Annotated in this window: 19 protein-coding genes; 6 read left to right on the forward strand and 13 right to left on the reverse strand. The window is 59.0% G+C overall.

Annotation, left to right across the window (positions count from 1 at the left end; translation table 11 throughout):
* Positions 1-124 precede the first annotated feature (124 nt).
* A complete protein-coding gene (locus NDK18_RS18575) occupies positions 125-5,398 on the reverse strand; it encodes an RHS repeat domain-containing protein (protein WP_250628644.1) in 5,274 nt (1,757 codons plus the stop codon).
* 634 nt (positions 5,399-6,032) lie between these two features.
* Here NDK18_RS18575 and NDK18_RS18580 point away from each other — a divergent pair.
* Positions 6,033-6,968: a sigma-70 family RNA polymerase sigma factor gene (locus NDK18_RS18580; RefSeq protein WP_250628645.1), complete on the forward strand. Its 936-nt coding sequence runs from the start codon at positions 6,033-6,035 to the stop codon at positions 6,966-6,968.
* A 37-nt stretch (positions 6,969-7,005) separates the two neighbouring features.
* Here NDK18_RS18580 and NDK18_RS18585 read toward each other — a convergent pair whose 3' ends face one another.
* The 5 genes from NDK18_RS18585 to NDK18_RS18605 form a co-directional block, all read right to left on the reverse strand.
* Positions 7,006-7,494 carry a hypothetical protein gene (locus NDK18_RS18585; protein WP_250628646.1) on the reverse strand — a complete coding sequence of 163 codons (489 nt, stop codon included), beginning with the start codon at positions 7,492-7,494 and terminating at the stop codon, positions 7,006-7,008.
* Positions 7,495-7,710: 216 nt separating this feature from the next.
* Positions 7,711-8,640: a type I restriction-modification system subunit M N-terminal domain-containing protein gene (locus NDK18_RS18590; protein WP_250628647.1), complete on the reverse strand. Its 930-nt coding sequence runs from the start codon at positions 8,638-8,640 to the stop codon at positions 7,711-7,713.
* Positions 8,641-8,879: 239 nt separating this feature from the next.
* Entirely contained in the window at positions 8,880-9,617 is a 738-nt protein-coding gene (locus tag NDK18_RS18595; protein WP_250628648.1) for a TSCPD domain-containing protein, read from the reverse strand.
* 71 nt (positions 9,618-9,688) lie between these two features.
* Entirely contained in the window at positions 9,689-10,354 is a 666-nt protein-coding gene (locus NDK18_RS18600; RefSeq protein WP_250628649.1) for a hypothetical protein, read from the reverse strand.
* 32 nt (positions 10,355-10,386) lie between these two features.
* Positions 10,387-13,662, reverse strand: coding sequence for an LAGLIDADG family homing endonuclease (locus NDK18_RS18605; protein ID WP_250628650.1), 3,276 nt, complete (start codon positions 13,660-13,662; stop codon positions 10,387-10,389).
* A 364-nt stretch (positions 13,663-14,026) separates the two neighbouring features.
* On the opposite strand from NDK18_RS18605, the gene NDK18_RS18610 reads away from it, so the two are divergent.
* From NDK18_RS18610 to NDK18_RS18625, 4 genes are all read left to right on the forward strand, one after another.
* Positions 14,027-15,400, forward strand: coding sequence for a Do family serine endopeptidase (locus NDK18_RS18610; protein ID WP_250628651.1), 1,374 nt, complete (start codon positions 14,027-14,029; stop codon positions 15,398-15,400).
* 123 nt (positions 15,401-15,523) lie between these two features.
* On the forward strand, positions 15,524-17,131 hold the full coding sequence (locus NDK18_RS18615; protein WP_250628652.1) for a LysM peptidoglycan-binding domain-containing protein: 1,608 nt from the start codon (positions 15,524-15,526) through the stop codon (positions 17,129-17,131).
* Between the two features lie 74 nt (positions 17,132-17,205).
* Positions 17,206-17,919: an HAD family hydrolase gene (locus tag NDK18_RS18620; RefSeq protein ID WP_250624382.1), complete on the forward strand. Its 714-nt coding sequence runs from the start codon at positions 17,206-17,208 to the stop codon at positions 17,917-17,919.
* 71 nt (positions 17,920-17,990) lie between these two features.
* Positions 17,991-19,367 (forward strand): leucyl aminopeptidase family protein, encoded by a 1,377-nt coding sequence (locus NDK18_RS18625; protein ID WP_250628653.1) that lies wholly within the window; start codon positions 17,991-17,993, stop codon positions 19,365-19,367.
* Here NDK18_RS18625 and NDK18_RS18630 read toward each other — a convergent pair.
* The 6 genes from NDK18_RS18630 to NDK18_RS18655 form a co-directional block, all read right to left on the reverse strand.
* Positions 19,364-19,873, reverse strand: a complete 510-nt coding sequence (locus tag NDK18_RS18630; RefSeq protein ID WP_250628654.1) for a hypothetical protein — start codon at positions 19,871-19,873, stop codon at positions 19,364-19,366. The genes NDK18_RS18625 and NDK18_RS18630 overlap by 4 nt on opposite strands.
* Positions 19,874-20,662: 789 nt before the next feature.
* A complete protein-coding gene (locus NDK18_RS18635) occupies positions 20,663-21,154 on the reverse strand; it encodes a hypothetical protein (protein ID WP_250628655.1) in 492 nt (163 codons plus the stop codon).
* Positions 21,155-21,282: 128 nt separating this feature from the next.
* Positions 21,283-21,678, reverse strand: a complete 396-nt coding sequence (locus NDK18_RS18640) for a hypothetical protein (protein ID WP_250628656.1) — start codon at positions 21,676-21,678, stop codon at positions 21,283-21,285.
* 917 nt (positions 21,679-22,595) lie between these two features.
* Positions 22,596-22,997 (reverse strand): hypothetical protein, encoded by a 402-nt coding sequence (locus NDK18_RS18645; protein ID WP_250628657.1) that lies wholly within the window; start codon positions 22,995-22,997, stop codon positions 22,596-22,598.
* A 381-nt stretch (positions 22,998-23,378) separates the two neighbouring features.
* The gene (locus tag NDK18_RS18650) at positions 23,379-23,618 is read right to left on the reverse strand and encodes a hypothetical protein (RefSeq protein WP_250624387.1); all 240 of its coding nucleotides are present in this window, start codon (positions 23,616-23,618) and stop codon (positions 23,379-23,381) included.
* A gap of 26 nt (positions 23,619-23,644) precedes the next feature.
* Positions 23,645-23,992, reverse strand: coding sequence for a hypothetical protein (locus NDK18_RS18655; RefSeq protein ID WP_250628658.1), 348 nt, complete (start codon positions 23,990-23,992; stop codon positions 23,645-23,647).
* Positions 23,993-24,138: 146 nt separating this feature from the next.
* Here NDK18_RS18655 and NDK18_RS18660 point away from each other — a divergent pair, with 146 nt between their 5' ends.
* Entirely contained in the window at positions 24,139-24,594 is a 456-nt protein-coding gene (locus NDK18_RS18660) for a hemerythrin domain-containing protein (protein WP_250624389.1), read from the forward strand.
* A gap of 109 nt (positions 24,595-24,703) precedes the next feature.
* Here NDK18_RS18660 and NDK18_RS18665 read toward each other — a convergent pair whose 3' ends face one another.
* Entirely contained in the window at positions 24,704-26,089 is a 1,386-nt protein-coding gene (locus NDK18_RS18665) for a CoA transferase (RefSeq protein ID WP_250628659.1), read from the reverse strand.
* Between the last annotated feature and the right edge of the window lie 375 nt (positions 26,090-26,464).

Raw genomic sequence — 26,464 nt, forward strand, 5'->3', positions numbered from 1 at the left:
ATCAATACAAAAAGGAAGCTCCGATTCCACGCTCGCGATGCGGTCCGTATCATTGCCCACCCTCACATTTGATCCTGATGCCTACGCTGAATCGCTTGTCCGCAATCTCAAGATTGGATCGCAGCTAGTCCGAGTTGAGTGCCGTATTAAGAGCCGCGCTCCAAGGAGAGCAACCGGAAGCGTTACAAGCCTCTACGTAGAAGCTGATTTGGCCGTGGACTGGCCTGTACAAGCCAGTCAATGTGAGTGCCGCGCCAGCATCGCTTGTTCCATTCGCGCTACTGGATGCGTACTTGATCTTGTAGTCCGTTGCGCCACTTGCCGCATTCCAGTTCAGCGTGACCAGGCCTTTATTGACATTCACGAGGCTAATAGCGAGGCCGGTCGGCACCGACGGAACCAATGCCACGGTGACGCTACCCACAGAACTGAAGGGGCCACAGCCACCTCCATTGCAGGCCTGGGCGCGATATCCATACGTTCCGTTACCGCGACCAGCCGTGGGCCAACTCGTTGCGGATGACGCTTGGACGTTAGTGAAGCCGCCGCCATTGGACTGCTCTTGTAGAGTGTAGGCGGTTCCGCCAGCAACAGCGGACCAACTGACCGTATAACTTCCAGTGTTGCTAGAGGCCGGAACGGAGATCGATGGCGCCGACGCCGGCGCGATCGTTGCAGTGGTTGTCCCCGTAGGGCTATACGCACTGGAGCAACCATGCGCATTGCACGACCGCACACGGTACGCGTAGGTTCCCGATGTCGTGATCGTCGTAGACCATGAGTTTGTCGTGGGGTTTATGATATTTACCCACGGACCGCCATTAACACTTTGTTCTAGCGAATAATACGTAGCGTAACTGCCTACGGCCCAGCCAACAGATAGGCTTCCGTTGGTCGTCGGAGGTACGCTAATTGCGGCTGGGGCGACCGCCAGATGCGTAACGTCCACTGCGCTTGCAGACGTCCATGCGCTGCAGCCATTGGTGTTGCAACTGTGAACCTGGAACCCATACGTACCTTCTGTGGCGCTTGAAAGACTCGTTGTTGTCGACATTCCCGTATAGAGCGGCTGCCAGCTGCCGCCATTCAACTGCTGCTGAGCTACATAGCTGGTAGTGTCGGCCGTTGGGTCCCAACTAACCGTAATGGTCGAAGCGTCGCTAGAAAGGACAGCTGACGCAGTTGCGGGGGCTTCCGGCGCGGAAGGCGGTGGCTGCACAACAATATTCACCGAGTTGCTAGGTGGTCCACATCCTGCGTCGTTGCAAGCTTCAACCTGGTACCCGAACGTAGCGGGTCCCGTGTGTCCTGTCGACTGACTGAGTTCATTCGCATTTACTACAGGATTGAATGCGGCCCCGTTGACTTGCTCTTGCAGCAGGTACGTTGCAGCGCCCGGCACCGCCGTCCATGTAAGCGTGTAAGGCTGATTTACCTGTGCCGTTGCCGGCCCGCTTAGGGTTGGTGAGTTCGTTGGAATCGTCGCGTTTACAGCACTCGCAATCAGCTTCTTGCCTAAATAGATGAAGTCGGTCTCGGTCGTCGCCGACGAATCGTATTGCCACATTAGCTGGCCAGCCTGGCTGTAGCCGTAGTACACCGTCGAACCGCCGGAGGTCGTTCTCTTTACTCGGCGCCCGCGTGCATCGTAAGCGTACGCGTCCATTCCAACTGATTGAACGAGCCTGTTGGCTTCGTCGAACACAAGGTTCGCGCTGTTATGGTTGACAACGTTACCTCGTGCATCGTAACCAAACGTGCCTATCGACGACGAACCTTGGGAAATCGAAGCCAATCGATGACTTCCGTCGTAGTTATAGGTATTAACCATGCCATTCGAGGTAAGGCTGCTAATATTATTCAGCGCATCGTAGCTGTAGTTTTCAGCACCCCAAAGATTCGGCGCACTTGCGCTAGTGAGGCGATTAATTCCGTCGTACCCAAATGTCTTGTCGCGCAGCCCACCATTCGTTAGATCGGTAATCTGAGTAATGTTTGCGTTGGCGTCGTAAGCCAAGTCTTCCGAAACGGAAATGCCATTGGCCACTCCATAACTGAAATTCGAGAGCAGATTACGATTGTTCTTTGTCGCTGAGTACAATGCACCGTTTCCAAAGTTAAAGGCCTGGAGGTCGCCATCTGCGAAATAGGTGGCAGCCGTGGCGTAGCTACCCGCCGTGGTCGGTCGACCGAGCGCATCGGGATTGAACGCGACGGCCTTTCCACTTGGATACTGAGTCTGCGAGAGCGCGCCGTTGAGGTCATGGGTGTATGTGAGTTGCCAGACATGTCCATCGACCGAAAGCGTTTCCGATCTGAGGTCGTCCAACTTGTTGTAAGCAAACTGCCAACTGGCGACTCCCGAAGTGGTGACTTCGGGTTTGCCCGTGGGCGAATAACACATGGTCGTGGGATTGGTAGGGGCGGGATAGGCAACGGAGGTCTCGCGATTCATGCTGTCGTAGCCGTGAATCGTTCGGGCAGCCTCCGCGACTTGATCTTGCCCACAGTCCGAGCCCGAAATGTCTTGACCGGAAGCGGTCCATGCGAGGTTGTTGGCAACATCGTAAGACATTACGTCCGATTTAGATTCCGGCTCTTCCGTTCTACAGAGGCGATAGAAGCCGTCGTAATAGAAGTACTTTGTAACCCCACCTTGCGTTATTGATTGAAAGTTACCGTAAATATCGCGTGTAATAGACTGCGTTATTCCAGCCGGCGCAGCTACGGAGATAACGTTATCGAACGTTGGCTCGTCAAAGACCTGAAAGGCCGTGACCGTTACGTTACCTTTAGCGTCGGTTACCTGCTTGCGTGCGCCACTTAAATAGGACGTGCCAACCGTGAGGTTTCCCAGCTCAGATGACTGCGTCGCTGAAATAGGACGTGAAATAGCGTCATATTCGGTAGTCACACCGAGGGTCATCGCGTCGACGTTAGGGTCACCAGCCACAGGGTACGACTGGAATATCTTGTTACCCTTAAAGTCGTAACTCGAACTCGAGGTTATTGGAGTTACGCCGGAGCCGCCACGCTGGCTCAGAATTGGACGAAATAGAGCGTCGTACCACGTCGTGGTTATAGTCGAACCCTGGTTTACGACGCGCTCCCAATGATTTGCTGCTATATCGTGAGATGCGTTGGCGTTCGGTCCAAAAGATATGATCTCCTGGTTCCACGGTTGCTCGTCGCCTGTCGGGAACGTAATCAAACGTACTCGCCCCATGGCGTCGTACTCGTAGTTCGTTGTGTTACCTGCTTGGTTCGTTATGGATGCAATCTGACCATAGTCATCTACTACAAGCGATTCACTAGCCGTGCCGCCGGAGCATCCGGCAGACCCGGCGGGATAGCCAATATTCTGCGGGATACCGCGTTTCCAGTTGGAAAGCGTCGTGGTGTGTCCAAGCGCATCGGTGAAGCCCGAAAGCTGGCCCGTGCTGAAATCGAACGTGTAGTTCATGAGCACCTGGCCAAACCGCGCACGAGAGGTCGGTGTTTGATAGGTTGACTCGTAGGTGATACTTGATTCGACTTCGCCCGTTCCGCTGTTTACTACCTGCTGTGGGAGACCAAGGACCCAATGAGCGAGATCGTTAAGGTACGTAGTGGTCTCTGTAATTGATGGCTGACCGGTATTGCTACCGCGCGTCACCGTTGTCGGATTTCCGAAGACATCAAAGGAATTTACCGACCGCGTGAAAGCACTTCCATCCTGAGACACTATCGTTGAGTTAGCAGGTGTAAGTTGCTCCGTTTGGTGAAAATTCGTCCTTTTCTGAAGCTCGAAAACGTAGGGCGCAGCCCAAGGCCCTGTTGTGGATGATGCGTAGCCGTAAGTCTCTGAACGTATGAGCGTTCCGCTTGAAGATCCCTGGTAGAAGTCGGTTCGCGTTGCGTGGCCCTCGGTCTCGTCGTAGCGGTTACTGAACGTATATCGCGTATCGTTGCCATTCGGATCGACCAAGTCCGTCCAAACAGTTGTTGGACATGTTTGCGCAGTGGCGCAGGGGTCGCTCGTCCAACTGCCGTTTGCTGGTGAGTATGTATAGGTCCAGGAGTACGTCGGCAGGCCCGGTCCGCTAAAACTCTTACTGGCTATAGCGAGCTCGAAGATGTTTTGCGGTATTTCGGCCGGGCTAGCCGTACCGCCGATGCAGGACTTCAAGACGTAAGATCGTCCGCGAGTTATCGATTCGACCCCGAAGGTCCCGACGAGCCCCGAAGGATGTGTTATTGACCCGTAGATTGGTGAACCCGTCGCAGCCTCGGGGTTCACGCAGTTATTGATGGGCGTGACGATCGGAGCATAGAGAAAATTTCCCAAGCTAAATGACCACGCACTAGAATCCGGAAGAGTGACGCTCGATAGAGTTGGCACTGACGAAACCGGGCCCGCATTTGTGTAGCTATAGGTCCATGTTCTCGACGCACCCGTCGACGTCGTCACGCTAGCCGTCTGGACACGATGCGTCCCTGTAACGTAGGCAAGCTTCACTAGACGTCCATCGCTCGCCGAGATTTGCGTTAAGTCATCACCGGAATAGCTATACGTCACTGACTGGCCGAATCGGTCGGTGACCTTGGTAACCATCATTAGACCGTCACGACGAGCGACGGAGTCGTTCGCGTTCGCTTGAGGTGCGAAGGTGAAGTTGATGGAGGCACCCTGGGGCCCCGAGCCTCCTGGCCTGAGGCTGGCGGCCATAGGGCGATAGACCAAATGGGAGAATGTGTATTGGGTTCCACCCGGCGACGTAACTACGAAGCCCTCGCCACCATCGGTGTCCGTAGTGACCCCGCAACTGACGACCCAGTTGTCCTTGGTCATAGCTACGATTGTCTTTCCGCTTGGCTTGACGGTGTTGGTACTGGAGGGCTGCTGAAGCACTCGAGATCCAACTCCGGGAATAATCAAGTGATAGCCGTACCACCAAGTCTCGGGCTCGGATGGATCGGTTCCTCCAATACCGTTGACTACGGGGGGGGCTTCAAAGTTTGTGCACCGTGCCAATGGATCTGTGGCGGGAACCTGCCACGCAGTGACATTCAACTGGTTCGCCGTATAGGTCTCGATTCTGGGAACGTTTAGCTCCCAATCACCAAAGGCGCCTTCGAATTTAAGCGGAGTCTCGTTGTTGCTACTTACGGCGAATGTACGGCTGACCGTAACCAGTGGTCCGGTTCCCTTGAGGCTAACGTCGGTCTGCTCGAACGATAACGATCCATCGTAAAGGCTGATGTTCTCTCCGAAAGGATTGGCTCCCAATGGCGACACGTCGGTGTCGACCTGGATGAGTTTCTTATATTCGGTTTCAAGCGTTTGGTTTTGGCCAAGCGCCAATAGGGGCACAGCGAACGCTACTGCCGACAGGCAGATCCCTTGCCAAATGCGCATCTGGTTTTTCCCCTGAGCGGAGCGCTGTCCGCTTATGGGAAAAATTTGCTCCCGACATTTATGGCTGTCAATGAGCAAGTTTTTTCGAGTCAAGCCTTTGCAATTTCCAGACTTCAACGCGTTCTTACGATCAATAGCGCAAGAAGTCGTCACCGATGCACGGATCTCGCCATCGTTTTTTAACAGAACGAAGGCGTGTGCTAGTGGGCTTACTGGTGCGGCGGGAGGCGTGGATCACCCAGCCGGTGGGCACGCGGGAGCGTCAACTAAACCTAGTGCTTTCTCCTTTTCCTGGGAATTGGGCTGAGTTCGGTTTACCGCGCCAGCATGGATTACCAAAGCAACAGAAGCGCGCCGGATCCTTCGAGCCATACGACAGCCCAGGCAGGCGTGTTGCCAACGTATCAAGCCAGTGCGAATAAGCCCGGCGCGCCGGATTTGATCAAGACGCAAGTAGCTGCATGCGAGCGAAAGCTCGGCATTGATGATCAGCTTCTGCGAGGAAACGACGAGCGAACTGCAACAGCCCGGCTGGCTTGCACTCGGACAGCCTGTCTGATCGCATCACCGGGAAAAGCACCATGGACGATCTCAACGGTGACGATGGCGTTACCGTGATGGAAGGAGCCGCAGCTTGACTGAAGGCCACAACGCCTCGGACGGTGCGCGACAAGCAGAGCTGATCGCCCTGGCCGGGGAGTTGCGGCCTGAGCTCCATCGGTACTGCTCGCGTCTGATGGGCTCGGTCATCGACGGTGAAGACGTCGTCCAGGACACGCTCACGAAGGCGCTCCTCTCCTTTGATGAGCTGCGCGACATGCCCACATTTCGCGCCTGGCTATTTCGGGTGGCACATAACCGGGCGCTGGACCTCCTGCGCGGCCGGGCAATCCGCGCTGCGGAGCCGATCGAAGCGGCGAGCAACGTCGCGGACGACGACGCGCCTGACCCTGCGGAAATGTTGATACGGCAGGAAGCGATAAAGATGGCGGTGTCCCGCTTCACGGAACTGCCGGTGCTCCAGCGCAGCGTGATCATTCTGAAAGATGTGCTGGACGAATCGCTGGCCGACATTGCGGGCCTTCTCGACCTCACCGTGGATTCGGTAAAAGCCCACCTTGCCCGCGGACGCGAACGACTTCGCGCGATCAACATGGCGACGGACCGGCAAACGGTTGCAAGACCGACATCGGATGCAGTCGCCCGCTATGTGACGTTATTCAACCAACGTGATTGGGATGGCTTGCGTGCGCTTCTGGCGGGGGATGTGAAGCTTCATCAAGCTAGCTATCCCATGCGCGTCGGCGCCAAGGATGTGGGGATGTTCTTTAGCACCTACGCCAAGTTCGATGGGGTGTGGTTGGCGCCTGCGTGGCTGGAAGGGCGTGAGGTGATCGCGGTTTTTGAGAGCCGGACGGATCCGAAGCCGAGCTATGTGATGTGGCTTGAATGGCGCGAGGGGAAGATTAGCTTTATTCGGGATTATCGGTATGTCCGATACGTGGTCGCGGATGCAAAGTTGGTGTTGGCACCGGACGCTGAGCGTAACCGCGGTGTCGAGCGACCTTAGTATGGCCGTCGCCAGCACGATCCGCGCGGACATCCCTTCATAGCAGTCCCCCAGCTTTCGGAATCTCCGCCATGATCGAACGCTCAAGGTTCGTGAAATCCTGAAGCGACGTCGGAATATGGATTTTTCTACCATCGAGGAAATAGAGGTTGAAGTACCTTCCGTTGCGCGCATAGATGTGGTCGGTGGCGATAACTTCTCGGAGGTTGCACTGCTTCGGACGAAATGAACCTACGCGTAAGGTCGCGCCCTCGATAACTGCTTTGTAGCGGTAGAAATGAACGGCAATGCCAAGTGTGCAAAGCACTCCAAAGGCGAAGATGACGGCATGCTGCATAGAAACCGGCTGATGCCCTCGGGTGACAGCACCCACGGCGCGCCAGGAAAGTGCAAAGAGAACAACCGTCAATAGCAAAGGATATACGCGAGAATAGCGATAGGTTCCTGCCAGTTTTGATGCAGATGGCAAAGTGTCCAGACCTTCCTTCATTTCCCCTGCAGCTCTATTCGATGGTAATTCGACCATTCTATAAACCTCTTTTTCCACAGATTCGATCTATCAAGTAATCGATGGGATAAGAAAGAACAAGAATGACGTGAAAAATCACGCACATTCCAAAGAAGAAGCGGGGTGCGGTTGCAATACTCCCTGTGCGAAAGAGCAGCACAATGGACAGAAAAAGCCAGAAGAAAGCAAACAAAGCTTGTCGCAGCCAGAAAGCTCTCGACGTGTAAATACTTTTCACGATCGACCTCTATCAAGCTTTGTTCGTGTTTCCAGCACGCCAGTAGTCGGGCTCTCAACCGGGCTACGTTCGCGCCGTGAGTACCAATGCCTTCCCGCCAATCTCTTCCCCACTGCCAGATCAAGCTGCCAATCGTTCAGTGGCTCCCCCGCTGTTTGCATCCACACACGAAGTCCCTTCGGAATAACCTTCTCGCGCTCGGCATAGATGTCGCGGGCGACAAGCCAGATACCCTCGAAGCTGACCATAACCAGCAACCACTTGAAGTAGTTGGCCTCCAGATGCCCACTTCGCCAGACATTTACCATCATCCAAACGATGGATACGATCATTCCGATGAAGCCGATAATCGACAATATGAACGCAAGGGGAGCACCAACGCGGTACTTTCGCCAGCGCCGCATGTTGGTGACTACCAGATTCCTTACGGGTGAGATTTCGGTGATCTGAGGAATAGGGGCGCGGTAGCCGATAGAGGGCTTATCTCCATCTTTCATTCGATAACGAAGGGAAAGCACGAACCCATTGGCGGGCGGCAGGCTGGCAATGGCCACTCTGGGCCATGCTGGCAGTTTCGCCTCGGATCCTGATACAGGTACCCGCAGGTTCTCAGAGTGGGAGAATACCGTCGTCGGGAACGTGTAAATGGATCTAACCATCGGACTTGGAGCGCTTGCACCGAGATGCGTGAGTAACTCTTGATACCACCCCAAGAGATTAGGACCGGAATAAGCAGCCAAATCTCTCCATCGATAGCCTACTGGGAGACTTGCTTCTGTCCCGTTCTCCTCGGCGATCTTAAGGAACAATAGGTATGTAAGTTCGGAGATGTACTGGTTGTAGCTTATTCCATCGCCTCGAAGGACATTACAAAGCCCCCAAATTTTAGCGGCAACAGCCTTAGGACCTAGATAAGCTTCTGTCATTTGGAGCTTCCCGTTAACCAACTATGTCGTCTACTGTCCAAACCGAGGCAAGGAACTTTGGTCTTGAATGCAATCGCCTTATCGGATCGAGCACGCGAAATTTGAGCGGCGCGATGCGCGCCACTCACTTTTATGTATTTGACGCTTGCTCGTGAGCGTGGAGTCAACTTGGTCAAGACCCACAGCGAAAGGCTCACGGATTCTAGGTTCCGTGAACCTTCAAATTCATTTGATAGCGGTCACCCACACTTCGAATACCCACAATTCAAACAAGTCTGGCACCCATCCATCAGCACCAACGCCTGCGTATTGCACTTCGCACACATCGTCGCCCCAGGCGGGAACCCACTCGCACTCTCGCTAGCCACCGGCGCAAACGTGCCCGTAACCTGCTCAGCCTTCTTCTTCGTCGCACCCTCATAAGCCGCACGCTTCTCAGCGATCAACCGGCGCGTCGACTCATCCATCTCCGGGTCGTGGATCAGCCCGATGCTCTTCATGTGCTGCTCGATCACCGCGCCGATCTCGGCCACGATGCTGGGCATGTAGATGCCGCCGGCCTTGAAGTAGCCGCCCTTCGGGTCGAACACGGCCTTGAGCTCTTCCACGATAAACGTCACGTCGCCGCCCTTGCGGAACACGGCCGACAGGATTCGGGTAAGCGCCACGATCCACTGGAAGTGGTCCATGTTCTTCGAGTTGATGAACACCTCGAAGGGGCGGCGCTGTTCGTGGGGGGTGCCGGCGTTCAGCACGATGTCGTTGACGGTCACGTACAGGGCGTGTTCCACCAGCGGGGATTTGATCTTGTAGGTGCTGCCGATCAGCGTCTCGGGGCGCTCGACGCTTTCATGCATCTGGATCACTTCGGCCATCGGCGGCTCTACCTTGGCCGAGACCGGCGCCGAAGTGGCAGCCTTGTCTTCCGGCTTTACAACCTGGTAGCCCTTGATCTTCTTGTCGATTTTGATGGCCATTTCTGTCTCTTTTCTTATTCTGGAATGAATTCCGGCCCGGCGACGGATCGCCGGGCCGGAATGGGTACTACTTACTTGCGACGAGCGGCTTTACGCGCGGTCGTCTTCTTGCTGGCAGTGGACCTCTTGACCGCAGCTCCGGCGGCTTTCTTCTTCGCGGCGGGCTTCCTCGCCGTCTTCTTCGGGGCAACCTTCTTGGCGACCTTGCGGCCTGCCTTCTTCACAGCCTTCACCGCCTTGCGGGCGGCACCGGCGACCTTACGGGCAACCTTGCGAGCGCCCTTCTTCACCGCTGCGGTGCGGCTGACTTTCTTCGTGGCGGCCTTGCGACCGGCCGACTTCTTGGCGACCTTCTTGGAGGCTGCCTTGCGGGCGACCTTCTTCACGGCCTTCTTGGCGGTCTTCTTAGCCCCAGCCTTCTTGGCAACTTTCTTACCAGCGGCCTTCTTCGGAGCAGCCTTCTTGGCCGAAGCCTTCTTGGCAACCTTCTTACCAGCAGCCTTCTTGGGGGCGGCCTTCTTGCTGGCAGCCTTCTTCGAAGCCTTCTTGGCGGCGGCCTTCTTCGGAGCAGCTTTCTTGGCGGCGGCCTTCTTGGCCGGGGCCTTCTTGGCAGCCTTGCGAGGCTTGCGGGTGATGACGGAACCCGGGACAGGCGTTACGTCGGTAGCAGCGTGGTCATTGGCAGTGGGGTCGACATCCAGGTTCCCCTGGCTGCTGATTTGATCGATGTTGGACATACTTTTGTACCCTCTCCGGTTTTTTTATCGGGTCAGAACTTGCCGTAATACCCTTCCTTCAAGGCATCAAACAGGTTGGCGGCGGAGTGCATTTCTCCGTCATATTCAACCTGCTCATTGCCTTTCAGTTCGACAACGCTACCGTCTTCCAACTCAAACCGGTAGAGGGTGCTCTCAAGATCGCTTTCCTTGACCAACACACCCTGGAATGCAGCGGGGTTGAAACGGAAGGTGGTGCAACCCTTCAAACCCTGCTTATACGCGTAAAAATAGATGTCTTTGAAGTCTTCGTACGGGTAGTCCGTGGGTACGTTGGCCGTCTTGGAAATAGATGAATCAATCCATTTCTGGCTGGCGGCCTGGATGTCCACGTGCTCCTTCGGGCTGATGTCGTCGGCCGAAACGAAGTATTCGGGGAGCTTGGATTTCGCCTCTTCCGAGAACGGCAGGGCGTCGGCATTGATCAGGGCGCGGTAGGCCAGCAGCTCGTAGCTGTACACCTCGACCTTCTCTTTGCTCTTCTTACCCTCGCGGATCACGTTGCGCGAATAGTGGTGGGCGAAGCTGGGCTCGATGCCGTTGGAGGCGTTGTTGGCCAGGCTAAGGCTGATGGTGCCGGTGGGGGCGATCGAGCTGTGGTGGGTGAAGCGGGCGCCGGTTTCGGCAAGCTTCGCCACCAGCTCCGGGGCCACTTCGGCCACGCGCTGCATGTAGCGGCTGTACTTGGCGTGCAGCACGCTGCCGCGGATCTTCTGTCCCACCTGGTAGCCGTCTTTGACCATCTCCGGGCGCTTGCGCAGCATCTCACCGGTGACCTCGAACTCCTGCGCCAGCAGGGGCGCGGGGCCCTTTTCCTTGGCCAGGTCCAGGGCCATTTCCCAGCCGGCCACGGCCATTTCGCGGGACACATCTTCGGTGAAGGTCACCGCATCGGCGGTGCCATAGCGCATCTTCAGCATGGTCAGCGTGGAGCCGAGCCCCAGGAAGCCCATGCCGTGGCGGCGCTTGGATTCGATCTCGTGGCGCTGCTTTTCCAGCGGCAGGCCGTTGATCTCCACCACGTTGTCCAGCATGCGGGTGAACACCTTCACCACTTCGCGGTACTCGTCCCAGTCGAACCGGGCCTTGGGGCCGAACGGGTCGCGGACGAAGGTGGTGAGGTTGATCGAGCCCAGCAGGCAGCTGCCGTACGGCGGCAGGGGCTGCTCGCCGCAGTTGTGGGCGTGCAGGCCGTTGGCGTCGAAGGTGTTGATGCCGGGGACCTGCACGTCGTAGACGGCTTCGGAGCCATCGGGAGTAATGGATGCGATGGTGGCGGTGAAGCGTTCGGCGTTCGGCCTGCGCTTGAAGGCGGCGATCAGCGAATCGAGCTTGTCCTGCTTGTCGAGGTCGGCGAAGCCCACCTGGGCGTTGAACTGCGCGATGTTGGCGCCGGCGATCACCAGCTCGTGCTGGGCCTGGGTGTCGTACGAGGCCATGCCACCGCGTCCATCGGGCAGCATGGTGCTGCCGGCCTGGCGACGGTTGGTGTAGATGGTGGAGGCGATGCCAAGGCGCAGCAGCATGCGCTGGGCGGCTTCCAGGCGGGCGAGGTCCGACTGCGCCAGACGCACGCTGATGCCCTTGAGCTGGCTGCCCTGCACCGAACCGTCGGCGTCGAACAGGCCGCGCAGGAAGCCACGGTGGAAGGCGCTGGAGGTCTGTTCCACCTTCGGGCCGATCACCTTGTTGCCCGGGGTCATGCCTACTTCCAGCGCCAGCTCGCGCAGGGCACCGGTGGACATGCGGAATTCGTTTCGGCCGCCAACGGCACTGAAGCCGTTGAAGTCGGCGCGGTGCGGCATGCTGCGGGCAGCCGTCTCGGCGGCGTCCATCAGCGCCATGGCGCCGCGCGGGATGTGCGCGTCGCCACCGTTCACCGCCTGGGCGGCATGGAACACCGACAGCACCGCCTTGTCGGCCTTCAGCGTGCCATCGCCCACCAGCAGGCCCAGCAGGAAGCCTTCGTCGAAGGTGTACTTGCCGTTCCACTCAGCGCCGGTGCGGTGATCGTTCAACAGCACTTCGTCGCCGGCCTTGAGCTCGCCCGCGGCGACCCAATCGGTATTGAGCACCCAGCGGCTCTTGTAGGTGACCTTGCGCACGCGGTGGTCGACCGTCAGGCGCAGGGCGTGGCCTTCCTTCGTGGCCAGCTTCACTACCGGCTTATGCGCGGTAAGGAAGAAGCCTTCGGGGCCGGTTGCGTGGTCCTTGCCATCCACACGAGCCTGGAACGGGGAGCCGATAAGGTCCAGGACCTGCTTCGGGCCCTCGGCGGTCTGCACCCAGGTGTCGGCGGTGACGCAGGGGTTGGTGGCGCGGATGTGCTCGCACCACCAGTTGTTGTTCATCTCGTTGACGCGGTCGATCAGGATGAAGCCTGGCTCGGCGAAGTCGTACGTGGACACCATGATCATGTCCCACAGGTGCCGCGCGCGGATGTGGCCGTAGATCTTGCAGGCCACCAGGCCGTCTTCGCGGGCCACGTAGTTCTGCGTGGTGGGCCACTCGCGCCATACCACCTGCGCGGGATCCTGAAGGTTGACCTCGTGCTCTTCCTTCACGTGCACCGGGAACACCAGCGGCCAGTCGGCATCGTCGGCCACGGCGTCCATGAAGCCGTCGGTGATCAGCAGCGACAGGTTGAACTGGCGCAGGCGGCCATCCTCGCGCTTGGCGCGGATGAATTCCTTGGCATCGGGATGGCTGATGTCGAACGTGCCCATCTGCGCGCCGCGGCGGCCGCCGGCGGACGACACGGTGAAGCACATCTTGTCGTAGATATCCATGAAGCTAAGCGGGCCCGACGTATGCGCGCCGGCGCCGCTCACGTACGCCCCGCGCGGACGCAGGGTGGAGAATTCATAGCCGATGCCGCAGCCGGCTTTCAATGTAAGGCCTGCCTCGTGCACCTTCTCCAGGATGTCGTCCATGGAATCGGTGATGGTGCCGCTGACGGTGCAGTTGATGGTGCTGGTGGCGGGCTTGTGCGCCAGCGCGCCGGCGTTGGAGGTGATGCGGCCGGCGGGGATGGCACCGCGGCGCAGGGCCCACAGGAAGCGGTCGTTCCAGGTGGCGCGCAGTTCTTCCGTCGTTTCCACGTCGGACAGTGCCTTGGCTACGCGCTGGTAGGTGCCATCGACATCAGCATCCACCGGTTCGCCGGACTTGGCCTTCAGGCGGTACTTCTTGTCCCAGATGTCGTGCGAGGCCGGCTGCAGCGGAATGGCCGAATCATGCGCTGCGGCTTGCGCGCGGACGATACTCATCGTTGAACGTTCCTTTTTTTTCATCGGCCTCTTAGGGCCTGTTGTCGTCATGCACCGGAAAGAGCAGGTCGCCTGCCCTCCCCCCGGAAGGCCACGGTGCTGCGTTCGTGCGGTGGGTACCTGGCGCTCTTCCGTTGCCCCCAACTTCCAGCTGCCAGAGTACTTGAGTTTCCTGTCCTATCTACTTGATCTAGGTGCGGCCTGTAGGCGCAAACACAAGATGTTGTGGTCGGACAGGAGGTGAAGTTACCCCCGGCGGGGGCGGATGTAAAGCGTAATTTTTGTCTCATCGGGGCTGGGAACCCGGGCGGTTCGACCATAGTCCAAGGGCAGTGGATCGACACATTTGTGAAGGAGCTTTGGTATGCGGAGTTTTGGCCTGCGTCGCTGGTTGCCACTGGGTTTGTTGTCGATGGCGCTGGGGTGTTCCGCGCCGCCTTCAGACGCCGCCATTCCACCCGTGGTGGAGGGCCAGCCGGTGCCTTCGCTGGCGCCGATGCTGGCGAAGGTCACGCCAGCGGTGGTGAATATCAGTACCAAGACGCGCGTGCGGTCTGCCAATGCGTATTTTGACGATCCGGTGTTTCGGCAGTTTTTTGGGCTGCAGGGGACGCCGCGCGAGCGCGTGGAGCAGAGCCTGGGCTCGGGCGTGGTGGTGGATGCTTCTAAGGGGTACGTGCTTACCAACAATCACGTGGTGGGGGGCGCGGACGACATCCAAGTGACCTTGCAGGATGGGCGTTCGTTTACCGGACGGCTGGTGGGGTCGGATCCTGACACCGATGTGGCGCTGGTGAAGATCGATGCCGACAGGCTTACGGCGCTGCCTGTCGGCGCATCGGATGCGCTGCGTGTAGGCGATTTCGTGGTGGCTGTGGGCGATCCCTTCGGGCTGGGTCAGACGGCGACGTCGGGCATGGTGTCGGCGCTCGGGCGTTCGGGGCTGGGGTCGAAGGGGTATCAGAACTTCATCCAGACGGATGCTTCGATCAATCCCGGTAATAGCGGCGGCGCGTTGGTGAACCTGCGCGGGGAGCTGGTGGGCATCAATACGATGATCTTTTCTCCTTCCGGCGGGAATGTCGGTATTGGGTTTGCCATTCCATCGAACCTGGCTTCGCAGGTGATGGGGCAGATCCTGAAGTTCGGCAAGGTGCGGCGCGGCACGTTGGGATTGGAAGTGCAGGATGTGACCGCGCGCGTGGCCAAGGCGCTTGGCGTGCCGGCCGGGCAAGGCGCGGTGGTGACCAGCGTGACGCCGGGCACGCCGGCGGATGTGGCCGGTATAAGCGTGGGCGATGTGGTGGGCACGGTGGATGGCAAGGCCGTGCGTTCGGCGCAGGACGTGCGCAATGCCGAAGGCCTGTTGCCGCTGGATACATCGGTGCAGCTGACGGTGTCGCGTGGCGGGCAGACGCGCCAGGTGTCGGCGAAGATCGAGCCGGAGAAGCTGGCATCGGTGGAGGGAAGCGCCGTTGATCCTCGTCTGGACGGCGTGGTGTTCAGCGATCTGGCTGGGGATCAGCGCAACGATGGTGCCTTCGGTGCGGCCATCACGTTGGTGAAGAAGGGATCCGCGGCCGACAACGCCGGTCTCCGGGCGGGCGATATCGTGGTGGGCGTGGGGCAACGGCAGGTGGCTAACGTCAAGGCGCTGCGGGCGTTTGGCGGCGGACAGGCCCGACAGCTCTTGCTTACAGTGGTACGGAGCAACTCGGTGTACTACGTGGTGTTGTAATTCCCTGGCTGCGCGGTCCTGTTCTCGACATAGCTGAATAAGGCCAGGGTCGCGCGTTGCCTTTTGTAACGCCATAATTGCGAGATATCGCCGGTCCCGGTCCTTCTCAGGTAGCTCGCTTCTATGTCCCTTCGCCTTGCACGTGTGGTCTCCGCTGCCCTTCTTACCGTGGCGGCCTCCGCTTCTGTCTTTGCCGCGGCCGGCCCGTTGATCTGGCGTGGCGATGTCACCGTGGCACGCGGCGTGGTGGGCGACGTGGCCAAGGCCTGGGAAAAGGCCGGCAACGGCAAGATCGAAGTGCAGTCGTTCAATACGGCGTCGGGCCTGGATGCGCTGGAGAAGGGCCAGGCCGACCTCGCAGGTACGGCCCGCCCCGCCACTGGCGCGGCCGAGGCCGGCTTGACGTTTACGCCGGTGGCTTGGGATGGCGTGGTGCTGATCACCCACGCATCCAACCCGGTGACCAACATCACCATGCAGCAGCTGCACGATATCTATTACGGCAAGATCACCAACTGGAAGGATGTCGGCGGCAAGGACGAAGGCATCAACGTGTACGCCGCGGCCAGCCCGGGCGATGGCGTGGAATGGAGCCTGCGCAAGCTGGTGTTCGGCCGCGGCAACCAGCCGGTGGCAGCGCCGCGCCTGTATGTGAACCAGGCGAAGCTTGAAGAAGGCATTGGCCTGGACACACGTGGCTTTGGCGCTACGACGCTGTCGGGCGCGGCCGGCAACAAGAAGCTCAAGATGATTTCGGTCGATGGCGTGGCACCGAGCACGTCCACCGTCGCCAGCGGCGCCTACCCGCTGTACACCCAGCTGTACCTGGTAACCAACCCGGCCAGCCCGAAGGCCGCCGACGCCAAGGCGCTAGTGGACTTCGTCACTGACGGCGCCGGCAAGGCGTTGCTGCGTTCGCATAGCCTGCTGCCCTACGCCGATGGCGCCGCGCTGGTGTCGGGCGACGCCGGCCGTCGTGCAAGGATCCTGGCAAGCGTGGGCGCCAAGGCCAGCGCTTCGGAGCCGCTGACCACCGCCGCTCCCGCCGCCGCAGCTGCTCCCGCGGCAGCAGTGGCCGCCGCACCTTCGCGCCCGCTCACCAAGGCCGAGAAGCTCGCAGCCGCACGCGCTGCCGCGAAAGAAAAGGCGGCCTCCGCGCCGCCGTCGCAGTTCGCTGGCGTCACCGGCAGCGTGTTCACCACGGCGCATGCAGGTTTCGCAGGCATCACCGCCGACGCGATCACCGTCAGCGACCAGGCGAAGATCGGCGGCAAGTTCGCCAAGGTCACGTCCGATGCGGTGACGGTGGCCGGCAAGCCGACGGCGAAGCCGGCCGTGGATACGCATGAGAAGCCGTCGGATAAGGTGAACCTTGGTTCCACCGCTCCGACGCAGGCCGAGATCGCCAAGGCCGAGGCCGAGCGCAACGAGGCGATCGCCAAGGCGGCTGCCTCAAAAAAAAAGTCCACTGAACCTGGCGTAGCGGCGAAAGTTGGCCAGGCTGGGCAGGTTAGGGGTCAGAGTCATAACGCTGACACCGCCAAGAGCAACGCGAAGAGCATCGCCAAGGCCACCAAGCCCGCACAGACCTACACGGTAAAGCCCGGCGACACGCTGTACTCCATCGCCAAGAAGCACAACGCCGACATCGCCAAGGTCCGCCAGTGGAACGGTTTGAAAGGCGATAGCGTGAAGCTGGGACAAACCTTGAAGGTCAGCGGTCCGCGCTGAGAAGTCGGGGTCGGAGTAACTACTCTGACCCCTAACCCGCTGACCCCGACCCGCCCCTCTAAAATTCCCGACCGATGGATATCCGCGCTGTCTCGTTCGATCTCGACGACACCTTGTGGCCGGTGCTTCCGGCCATCCTGGAGGCCGAACAGTGCGTGGACCGCTGGCTTCGCCACCACCACCCGGACGTCGCCCGGGCCTGGTCGGTGCAGGCCCTGCGTGACCTGCGCGACCAGATTGCCGATGAGCACATCCACCTGGGACACGACCTGGGCGCCCTGCGCCGGCTCACCATGGAGCGCGCCTTCGCTTCGTGCGGCGTAGCCAATCCCCCGGTGGACGAGGCCTGGCGCATCTTTTACGCCGCCCGCAACAACGTGGAGCTTTTCCCCGACACGCTGACGGCGCTAGAGCGCATACGGGCCCACGTGCCAGTGGCGACCCTCACCAACGGCAATGCAGACCTGACGGTGATCGGGCTGCATCACCTCTTCCACCAGCATGTCAGCTCTGCCCTGGTGGGGGTGGCCAAGCCCGATCGCCGCATCTTCGAACTGGTCAGCGATCGCCTGGGGGTGCCCCCAGCCCACGTATTGCATGTAGGCGACGACCCCACAATGGACGTCCGTGGCGCGAAGGAAGCCGGGATGCAAACCGTATGGTTCAACCGCGAGGGTGGCCCATGGCCGCTACCCGATGAATTCCGTGCTGACCTCGAATTCACCAATCTGACATTACTGGCCAGTTGGCTGGACGATCATTTCGATCAGGCGCAGCCAGCCGCCTGATCCACCGCGTACAATTGGCCCAGGGAAGGGCACGCCGCCGGCTCGCGGGGCCCAAAAGGAGTTCGTAAAGCATGGCTTCGCTCATTGCACGCAGCGCAGTAAACGGCCCGGTGACGTTGATCGAGCCCGTCGATGCGCAGCACCTGCCGAACGTCCGTGACAGGCTCACCAGTGCCCAGCAAGCCTGGCTTGATACCACGGGCTTCGATGGCTCCCCTGGCAGCGCCACCCTTCTCTCCGACAGCGAAGGCCGACTCGACCGCATCCTTGTGGGCGTCGACCCGAGCGATCCGATGTCCAGCCTGGGCGGCCTGCCCTATCGCCTGCCCGTGGGCAACTACGCTCTGTCAGGCGACGGCATGCCGATCGACGAATTCGCCGCCGCACTTGGCTGGGCGTTGGGCGCCTATCACTTCGGCCGCTATCGCAAAGCCCCGCGCCTGCCGGCAACACTGGTGCTGGTGGATGAAATGCTCGGCTCCCTGCAGCCGCTGGTGGACGCGACGCTCATCGTCCGCGACCTGGTGAATACCCCGGCCGAAGACATGGGCCCGGAAGAACTTTCAAACTTCGCCAAGACACTTGCTCGCGAACACGGCGCAAAGCTGCGCGACTGGATAGGCGACGAACTCCTTAGCGGGAATTTCCCCACCATCCACATGGTGGGCCGGGCCAGCCATCGCGAACCGCGCCTGATCGAACTCACTTGGGGCGATCCATCCCACCCGAAGCTTGTAGTCGTGGGCAAGGGCGTGTGCTTCGACTCCGGCGGCCTGGACATCAAGCCCGCCGACGGCATGCGCTGGATGAAGAAGGACATGGGCGGCGCAGCCCACGCCATCGCGCTGGCCTCGCTGATCATGACCACGCGGCTGCCGGTGCGCCTGACGGTACTCATTGCCGCGGTCGAGAATTCCATCGCCGGCAACGCCATGCGCCCCGGCGACATCGTCCGCACCCGCGCCGGGCTGACGGTAGAGATCGACAACACCGACGCCGAAGGCCGCCTGGTGCTATGCGATGCACTGACCTACGCCACTGAACAAACCCCCGACCTGATCGTCGACTTCGCCACGCTGACGGGCGCCGCCCGCGTCGCCCTAGGCCCCGACATCCCCGCCGTCTTCACCAACGACGACCAGCTGGCCATCGACCTCGTCGCCGCCGGCCGCCGCGTAAACGACCCGTTGTGGCAACTCCCCCTGTGGCGGCCCTACCGCCGCATGATTGAAAGCTACATCGCCGACTTCGCCAACGCCGGCACCTCGCGCCTTGCAGGCGCGGTGACCGCAGCGCTGTATCTGGATAGGTTTGTTCCACAGGACACGCCGTGGCTGCATCTGGACACGTATTCGTGGAACGACGCGGACAGGCCGGGTAAGCCGAGGGGCGGCGAGGCGCAGGGTTTGCGCGCAATGTTTGCGTTCTTGCAGACGCGCTATCTCTAGGGCGCCTTTTCGCGCAACACGGACTCCAGATAGCTCCACTCCTCTGCCGGACCGTAGTCACTCTCGGTCAGTTTGCGCAGGCTGGTGCCGTAGTTATCCAAGTAGCCATCAATGGCGGTCGCCACCTCGGAAGCGCAGCCAAAGGTAGTGGTGTCCGTGTCAGCCAGTACGGCCCATGTCTCGGACGAGTCGTATGCGACCCATACGGGAGACTCGATCGCTGGGTTGGACTTGTCGTCGGCGAACTTTTCATATTCAGCGGCGATGAGGTGGCAAGGCTCTTCATCTTCATCTTCACCGAGCAAGCTGTAGCCGCAAATGCGCCAGGCATGAGCCCTCGTCGCGGCGCAAATGGCATCCCAGAGAATTCTGGGCATACGCTGCACGCCATGGCAGTCGCGATATAGAACCGCGCCACGCCATCCCAGCGTTGTAAACGCGGATGGTGCTTCTTGATCTTCGTTGAAGAATCGGGATCGGGCTGTCGAAATGGTGTACGCGTCCATGCCATTTTCCTTCGTGCTGCGTGAGAAAGCGGGAGAGCTCGATGCGAGCTGTACCACGCGGCGGAGAAGCCCAGGGCCTTCGCGCCACCTTTGCCTTCCTGCAATCGCGCTACCTTTAATGCTCCTGATTCTTCAATACTTTTCTTGATAGAAAATTAGCGAGCAGCCCGACAGCAATGATTGACAAAGGTATCGCTATAGCGATGTAGCCATCCGCGACAATAGCTCCGGATTTTTGTTTGTCTAAAAACAACGAACCCACATAGACAAACAGCAAGGGACCAAGTATCAGAAAAGGAACACTGACATAAAAGAAGGCAGTGGCCAGACGCTTCTTGGGCGCTCGCCCAGTTGGCTGATGGACGCTGCTCCACCTACTGAACACGACCGAACACCGCTCCCGAAATATCATTTCGGCCTCCTGCCAGGGCCTTACCCTCCCAGCTGCGCGCAGGCTTCGATAGCGATGCACCTTCATTCATCGACCAAGATGAGCAGGAAACAACGAGTAGTAGAGAACAACAAGTTTGCGCGCGCGCACGGAACATTCTAGCTATTCCTCGATGGACCACTTTTCAGTTAGTGTCGCGTTCTATTGGTTTCGTCTGAGATATACGGTACCAAATCAACGTAGAAGACTGGATCTGATCGTGGGTCATCGTCATGGCCAAGTCCGGCCGATCATCGGCAAGAACTGGAAATGCAAGAAGAGTGGCCATCACTCCCAGAGCTATCTGTCTAATGCGCTGCATTCGTGCAAGGTTCTCGACATGCTTCACTTGCGATTTGTTATTCCGTCCAATTTTTCGGAAGGACCAGATCAGGGCGACGATCGTGGACTACGCGCATGAGTTTGCGCACATCATCAGCAGCAAAATGCTTCAACGATACGTCGATGAATTTTCCTGTGCCTTGGGGATCGCCAGCATAAATCGCTATCCGTCTGAACGGTCGCGATGCGGCAAGGATCTCGCCCGGCTTGGATATCTCTGACGTGACGTTTGTTATCTCGCTGTACGGGATGCAAACTTTCGGACCGCCGCTCGCCTCTTGGCAAACCTCTTTATCGGTCCAACTTATTTTATATTTTAGCCCGATGTAAGTCAGAATCGAGAATAGCAGCCAAATAACAGGGGCCGGCAGAAGAGGGCCCCACTTGTGTTCCTTTATGGACACGAACAAGACGAAAAGGGTTGTAAGCGACAGAATGATGATTTGCCCCATGTAGGGCGAAACAGTGCGCCTGAGATGCCGCGATTGTCCGATTACTTTGGATGTCATCTGCAGGTACCCGTGTGATCGCAAGCCTTGGTTTTCGCGGCGTCTATGGTTCCGCCGACTACGGTCTTTCCTGCATCGCCGACTTGGTCACCGACCACTCCTTTGGCTTTCGCCAAGCGCCGACAACACTAGCGCCCTTCACTTTCCATTCTTTCCTGTATAAGCCGAAAGACGGCTACGGCGTCCGGCTCACCGTCAAGAATCGCTTCGCTAAGGTAGGGATCGTCCGCAAACTCGACCGGCTCGAGGACCAGGGAGAATCGCTCCTGGTTGTAAACTGCTTGCCAATACTTTGAACAACGCCGGTCGACAATTTCCATCAGGCAAGCTGGCACCGGCAGCAATCTTCCTCCATCGTCCACGATTCGATAGAGAGTAAAATCCGTCACCGAGCCGGGCACAAACTCAATTGAAAAAACGAGGTAGCTTTTTCCTGGCGTGATCTGGTAGCGACTCGTTGACGCACTCTTGAAGAATTTCTTCTGTTCATCGTCAAGTTCGATTTTGATGGGTTTAACTTTCACTATTGACCTGGACTAACAATGGTTTTTGGCTCGATGACGGGCTGACCAACGTCCATGTTTTGCTTTACGGGGTTTGCCGTCCCCAAGCTATGGGTTACCACGCCGCCACCGCTCCCGAATTCCGCCATCTGCGCATCACTCGCGACAGTTGTGGTCAGCCCAGGTCCGCTTTGTACTGAGGCAATACGCGAGTATCCAAGAACTCCAGGCGTCGCGGTTCGCCGATTGAGTCACAGATAAGGCTAGGTTCAATTTTCGGTGGAATCCGCAACTGCACGAAGAAACTTACCAAGGACCTCGTCATCCACCGTGAATGGAGCAAGAAGGTCCGTGGCAAGCACTTGTCTTTCCGCATCCGTCATCCGTCTCCAACTGGAATGGCCACGGACCCTCTCCACGGCAATGCCCCACTCACGACGCTTCTCGTCGATGACCAGCCACTTGTCCCAATTGTCTGGGCTGAACCCTCCCTGCTTGTTTGCCCCTTTGATGGCTGCGATTACGTTTCGATGTATCCGGGCGAGTATCGGGCTGCCGGACACGCCTGGGCAAGTCATAGAAGTCGTCAATGATCAAAGAACTAGTGGTCATTTTTCTGCACCGTCGTCGTTGCATTGCGCCCATCCCGAATGGCGCCTCGGTGAAGGCGTCCTGCCCTATGAACAAAGCACTGTTCGTATCCTCTGACGCTATCTTATCCGTAGTCAAGAACACTCTTCCTGACGCATCCGGTTTAATGACTCTGGACGATTCAATGGCAGCCGCTCCTACTGCGTTCGTGTAGTGGAAGAGTGAACCCACCTCTTTTGCTACATCTTCCGCCGCCTGAACAACATCTTTGCCAACCGCAGCAGCTTCCTCGCCCTTACCAAGGGTGCCAATTGTGATTGCAGCCATCGCCATGTCTGCTATGCGTTCTATTTGTCGTCTGAGATATACAGCACCGTATCAACGTAGAAGACTGGATCTAACTGCGGATCATCGTCACGTCGGAGTGTGCCTCGCATAACTGCGCGACCCGACATGCCATGCGTTGCGGCATAGCGAAACAGGTCTTTCACGCCGCGTGTCGTCCTGGCCAATGGGTCGAAGCGAAACAAGAGGCCAGCGCCCTTGGCGCACATTGGATCCCCGATCAGTACGTGACCGTGGGGAGGAAGCGAAAAATCCACTTCAAGTTCGACCCTTCGTTCGATAAATGCCGCCGGATGCTCTACCAATTGACACATGCTGGCCAAGTCCGGTCGACTAGTGGCAAGCACCGAGGGAGCTAGAAACATTGCTATCACTCCCGCAGTTACCAGCTCAGCACGGTACATCTACGAAGACTCCTTGGCCTACTTACCTCGTCGGCGCCAGGTCAATCGCGACTGTTCGCCATTTACAGACAAGTTCCCATCGGCCTCTTCTCCGCCAGGCGGAAAGCATCACTGCACGTGGCCGATGTCAGTCAGTCGTGTTAGAGCACGTAGAATAAACTGGAAGCCCATGCGCAGCAATTTGCACAAGAACATCAGGCCTCAGGTCGAGCACGACCAGGGGAAAGACGGACACCACTGCCGTCAGGCAGATCCTTTGCCAAGCGAGACGCATTTGATTTTTCCCCTGTTAGCCAGCGCTGGATGGCGGCTTGGGGAGAGAATTTCCGCGCGGCGCGGATAGTTGTCAACGAGCAAGTTCTTGCTACCGAACCGGGCCCTTCATCGGATAAAAAGCTTGTCGATCAGGTCTTCTAGAACCCGTCCTTCCGCGGTCAGGTCGTAGCTCACGTCAAACCCGATTCTCTGCAGTGCTTCCGAGCACGCATCGCGTAATGCATCGACCTGTTCCTCTGATCCCACGAGGCTCTGCTGATCCAGCACCATGGTGCGCGTCAGATCCTCGGTCTCGGGGCAGGTCAACAATAGCTCGCGTTCGTAAGGCGATACTCGAATGATCAACCTGGACCTCCAATTCCTGCCCTTGGTTAATACGTGTGCGTGTGGCTTGGATCGCGCTTGAGCGTCGTGTTGTCCTTCAGCACGATTTCGTCGCCGTTGTAGCTGTCGTATTGCGCGCGCAGGCTGTCGATGTCGAACGATCGGTAGGTAAGGAATTCACTGTCTTCAAGCAGGTTCTTTGCGTTGCCGTAGATCGCGCAGCGAAAGCGGCGGTCTTCCATCGGCTGGCAATCGATCCAGGCACCTCCGTCCGCGCTGCCCACCCAAACGGCCGACGCGGTGGGCTTCGGTCCAGATGGTCCATTGCAGCCCGCACATGCCAGCGCGATGGCGAGGGCACTCCATCGAAGAATTACCTGCCACGGCTGCTTCATTGCCCGTTTCCACCAACTACTGTTCGCAAGATCGTACGATCTTGAGCTATTTGTGTCGCAAGTACCAGCGGTTCGGGCGATCACGCGGCCTTTCTGGCCTGGACGGCAGGCTGTTCGCCAATTCCCGGCATAGAGAGGCACCTGGCGTGAAAGAGACGATCTTCGAAGCCCTGCGCGAGAGCCACGCCATCCAGCGGTCGCTGATCCGCAAGTTGATGCTGTCCCACCCAGGCGAGCACCGTGTGGAGGTATTCACGACCCTGCGGATCGAGCTGGCCGCCCATGAGGCCGCCGAGGAGCGATACCTCTATGCCCCGATCCTGATGGACGACCGCGGGCTACACGCCTCCCGCGATGCCCTGGCCGACCATCACAAGATGGACGAGATGGTGGAAGACCTGCAGACACGCGACCACGCTGGACGCGGCTGGATGGCGACGGTGCATAAGCTATCGAAGGAGTTGCACGATCATTTACGCGAAGAGGAGAAGATCTTTTTCCAGTTGTCGGGAAAAATTCTTACCAGCGCGCAGAAGACTGGACTGGCCTCCAAATATCGGCGCGACTACAGGCGTATGCATGTGACGCTGCAAGAGGCGTAAGAAATCTTTTGTGCGTCGTAAATGGCCCTATGACTCTGACCTCTAGTGGGGCGCTGACCCCTACTATGACTCTGACCCCTAGTAGCGGCGCTAGTAGCGGCGCGCGGATTCAAACCCACTCGGCGGGTGACGAGCCTAGCGGACTGGCCGCGTAGTTCCATTTCGCTTCGCATCCATCCATGGCCACCGGCCACCGAACGCGACGCGCTTCACCCCACGTCGTGTGTTCCGGCCAGGGATCCAGGTCTGCCGGCGTCTCGGCGGCGATTGGTGTGGTGTCGTTGGGCGTGGCGTGATCGGGCAGGAATTTGGCGGTGCGCGCGAGGGACAACCGCGCTTGCATGCCGCGTCCTGTCTTCAACCGCTCGGTGATACCGCGTACTGCCGCGGCGGCCATGAGATAACCGGTGCCGTGATCGAGCGCCTGCACCGGCAACGGCTTCGGCTTGTCGGCACCGGACGCTTGCATACCAGCATCAGCGATGCCGGTGCTCATCTGTACCAGGCTGTCGAAGCCGCGGCGGCCGGCCCAGGGGCCTGTCCAGCCGTAGGCATCCAGGCAAACGTCGATGAGGCCGGGCGCCAAACGACGACGCGCTTCGACGCCGAAGCCTAAACGCTCCAGCGCATCAGGACGATAGCCGTGCACCAGGATGTCGGTTGTAGAAAGCAGATTTTCGAAGATCGCGCGGTCGTCCTGCTTACGCAGATCCAGCCGTGCGCATCGCTTGCCTAGGGTGAGGTCGGTGCTCAAGCCCGGCTCGTCCCAGGTCGGCGGATCAATACGTAGGACATCGGCACCATAGGCTGCGAGGAATCGCGTCGCCGCCGGGCCAGCCAGGACACGGGTGAGATCCAATACGCGCAATCCATGGAGGGGACGCGTGGTATCCGGCCGCCACGAAGAGCGGTTCTCATCCTGCATCGGCTGCCGGTGTATCAATGGTTCGCTGGCAACCGCGATGCCTTGTGGGTGATCGGCCCAGCTGATGAGCGATCGCATCTCGGCGGCACAACCGCCTACGTCGACGATGGCGTGCTCTAGCTCGGCCTTCTTCCATGCGCCTACGGCCTTCGCCATGCCAGCCTTGTCCTGGTGTTCGCCAAGAATTCGCTCGGCCGCCTTGCGATGATGCGGCGCATTGGTGTGCAGGCGAATCCAGCCATCGCTTGCCAGGTAGTCGCCCGCAATGGGGTCCCACGGTGCAGGCGGTGTCCAGCCGATGGGACGTTGCGACCAGTGGAACCACATCGAGGCCAGGCGGCGATCGACGGTGACCGCCGCCGGCGATGCGGATGACGCATGGTTGCGCAGTTCACTGATGGCGAGCCCAGCTGCAGCCATCGTGGCGGAGGCAAGATCGGTGACCGGAAAAAATGCCGGCAGCGCACCCACTTCGACAAATGCCGCCGCATCGAGTGTGGCCGGATCGCCACCCAGGGCGCTCCACGCAGAAGACAACATGGTGTGGGCGGGCTGTTGGCTCACGGACATCGACGGACTCTTCGGGAAAGCAACCTTCACACCTTAGATCCGTAATGGACGACCTGTCACCAGGTCTTCGTGCCCTTGACTCGCTGGGCGCGCATGGCGTCAAACATCACGCATAGCAGGCACTCGGACATGTTCTACAACCCATCAAAGAAAAAACCCGCTACGTGTGCACGTAGCGGGTTTTTGGATAAAGCCCCTGGCGGTGACCTGTTGCAGCCCCTGTCCTGCGGACAGGTTCTACAACCCATAAAAAGAAGAAGGCCCGGTCTAGTTAAAGACCGGGCCTTCGGGATAAAGCCCCTGGCGGTGACCTACTCTTGCATGGCTTGAGCCACACTACCATCGGCGCATGCGCGTTTCACTGCTGAGTTCGGG

Source organism: Pinirhizobacter soli (genome assembly GCF_015905305.1).
In the GTDB taxonomy this organism is placed as follows: Bacteria; Pseudomonadota; Gammaproteobacteria; order Xanthomonadales; family Rhodanobacteraceae; genus Pinirhizobacter; species Pinirhizobacter soli.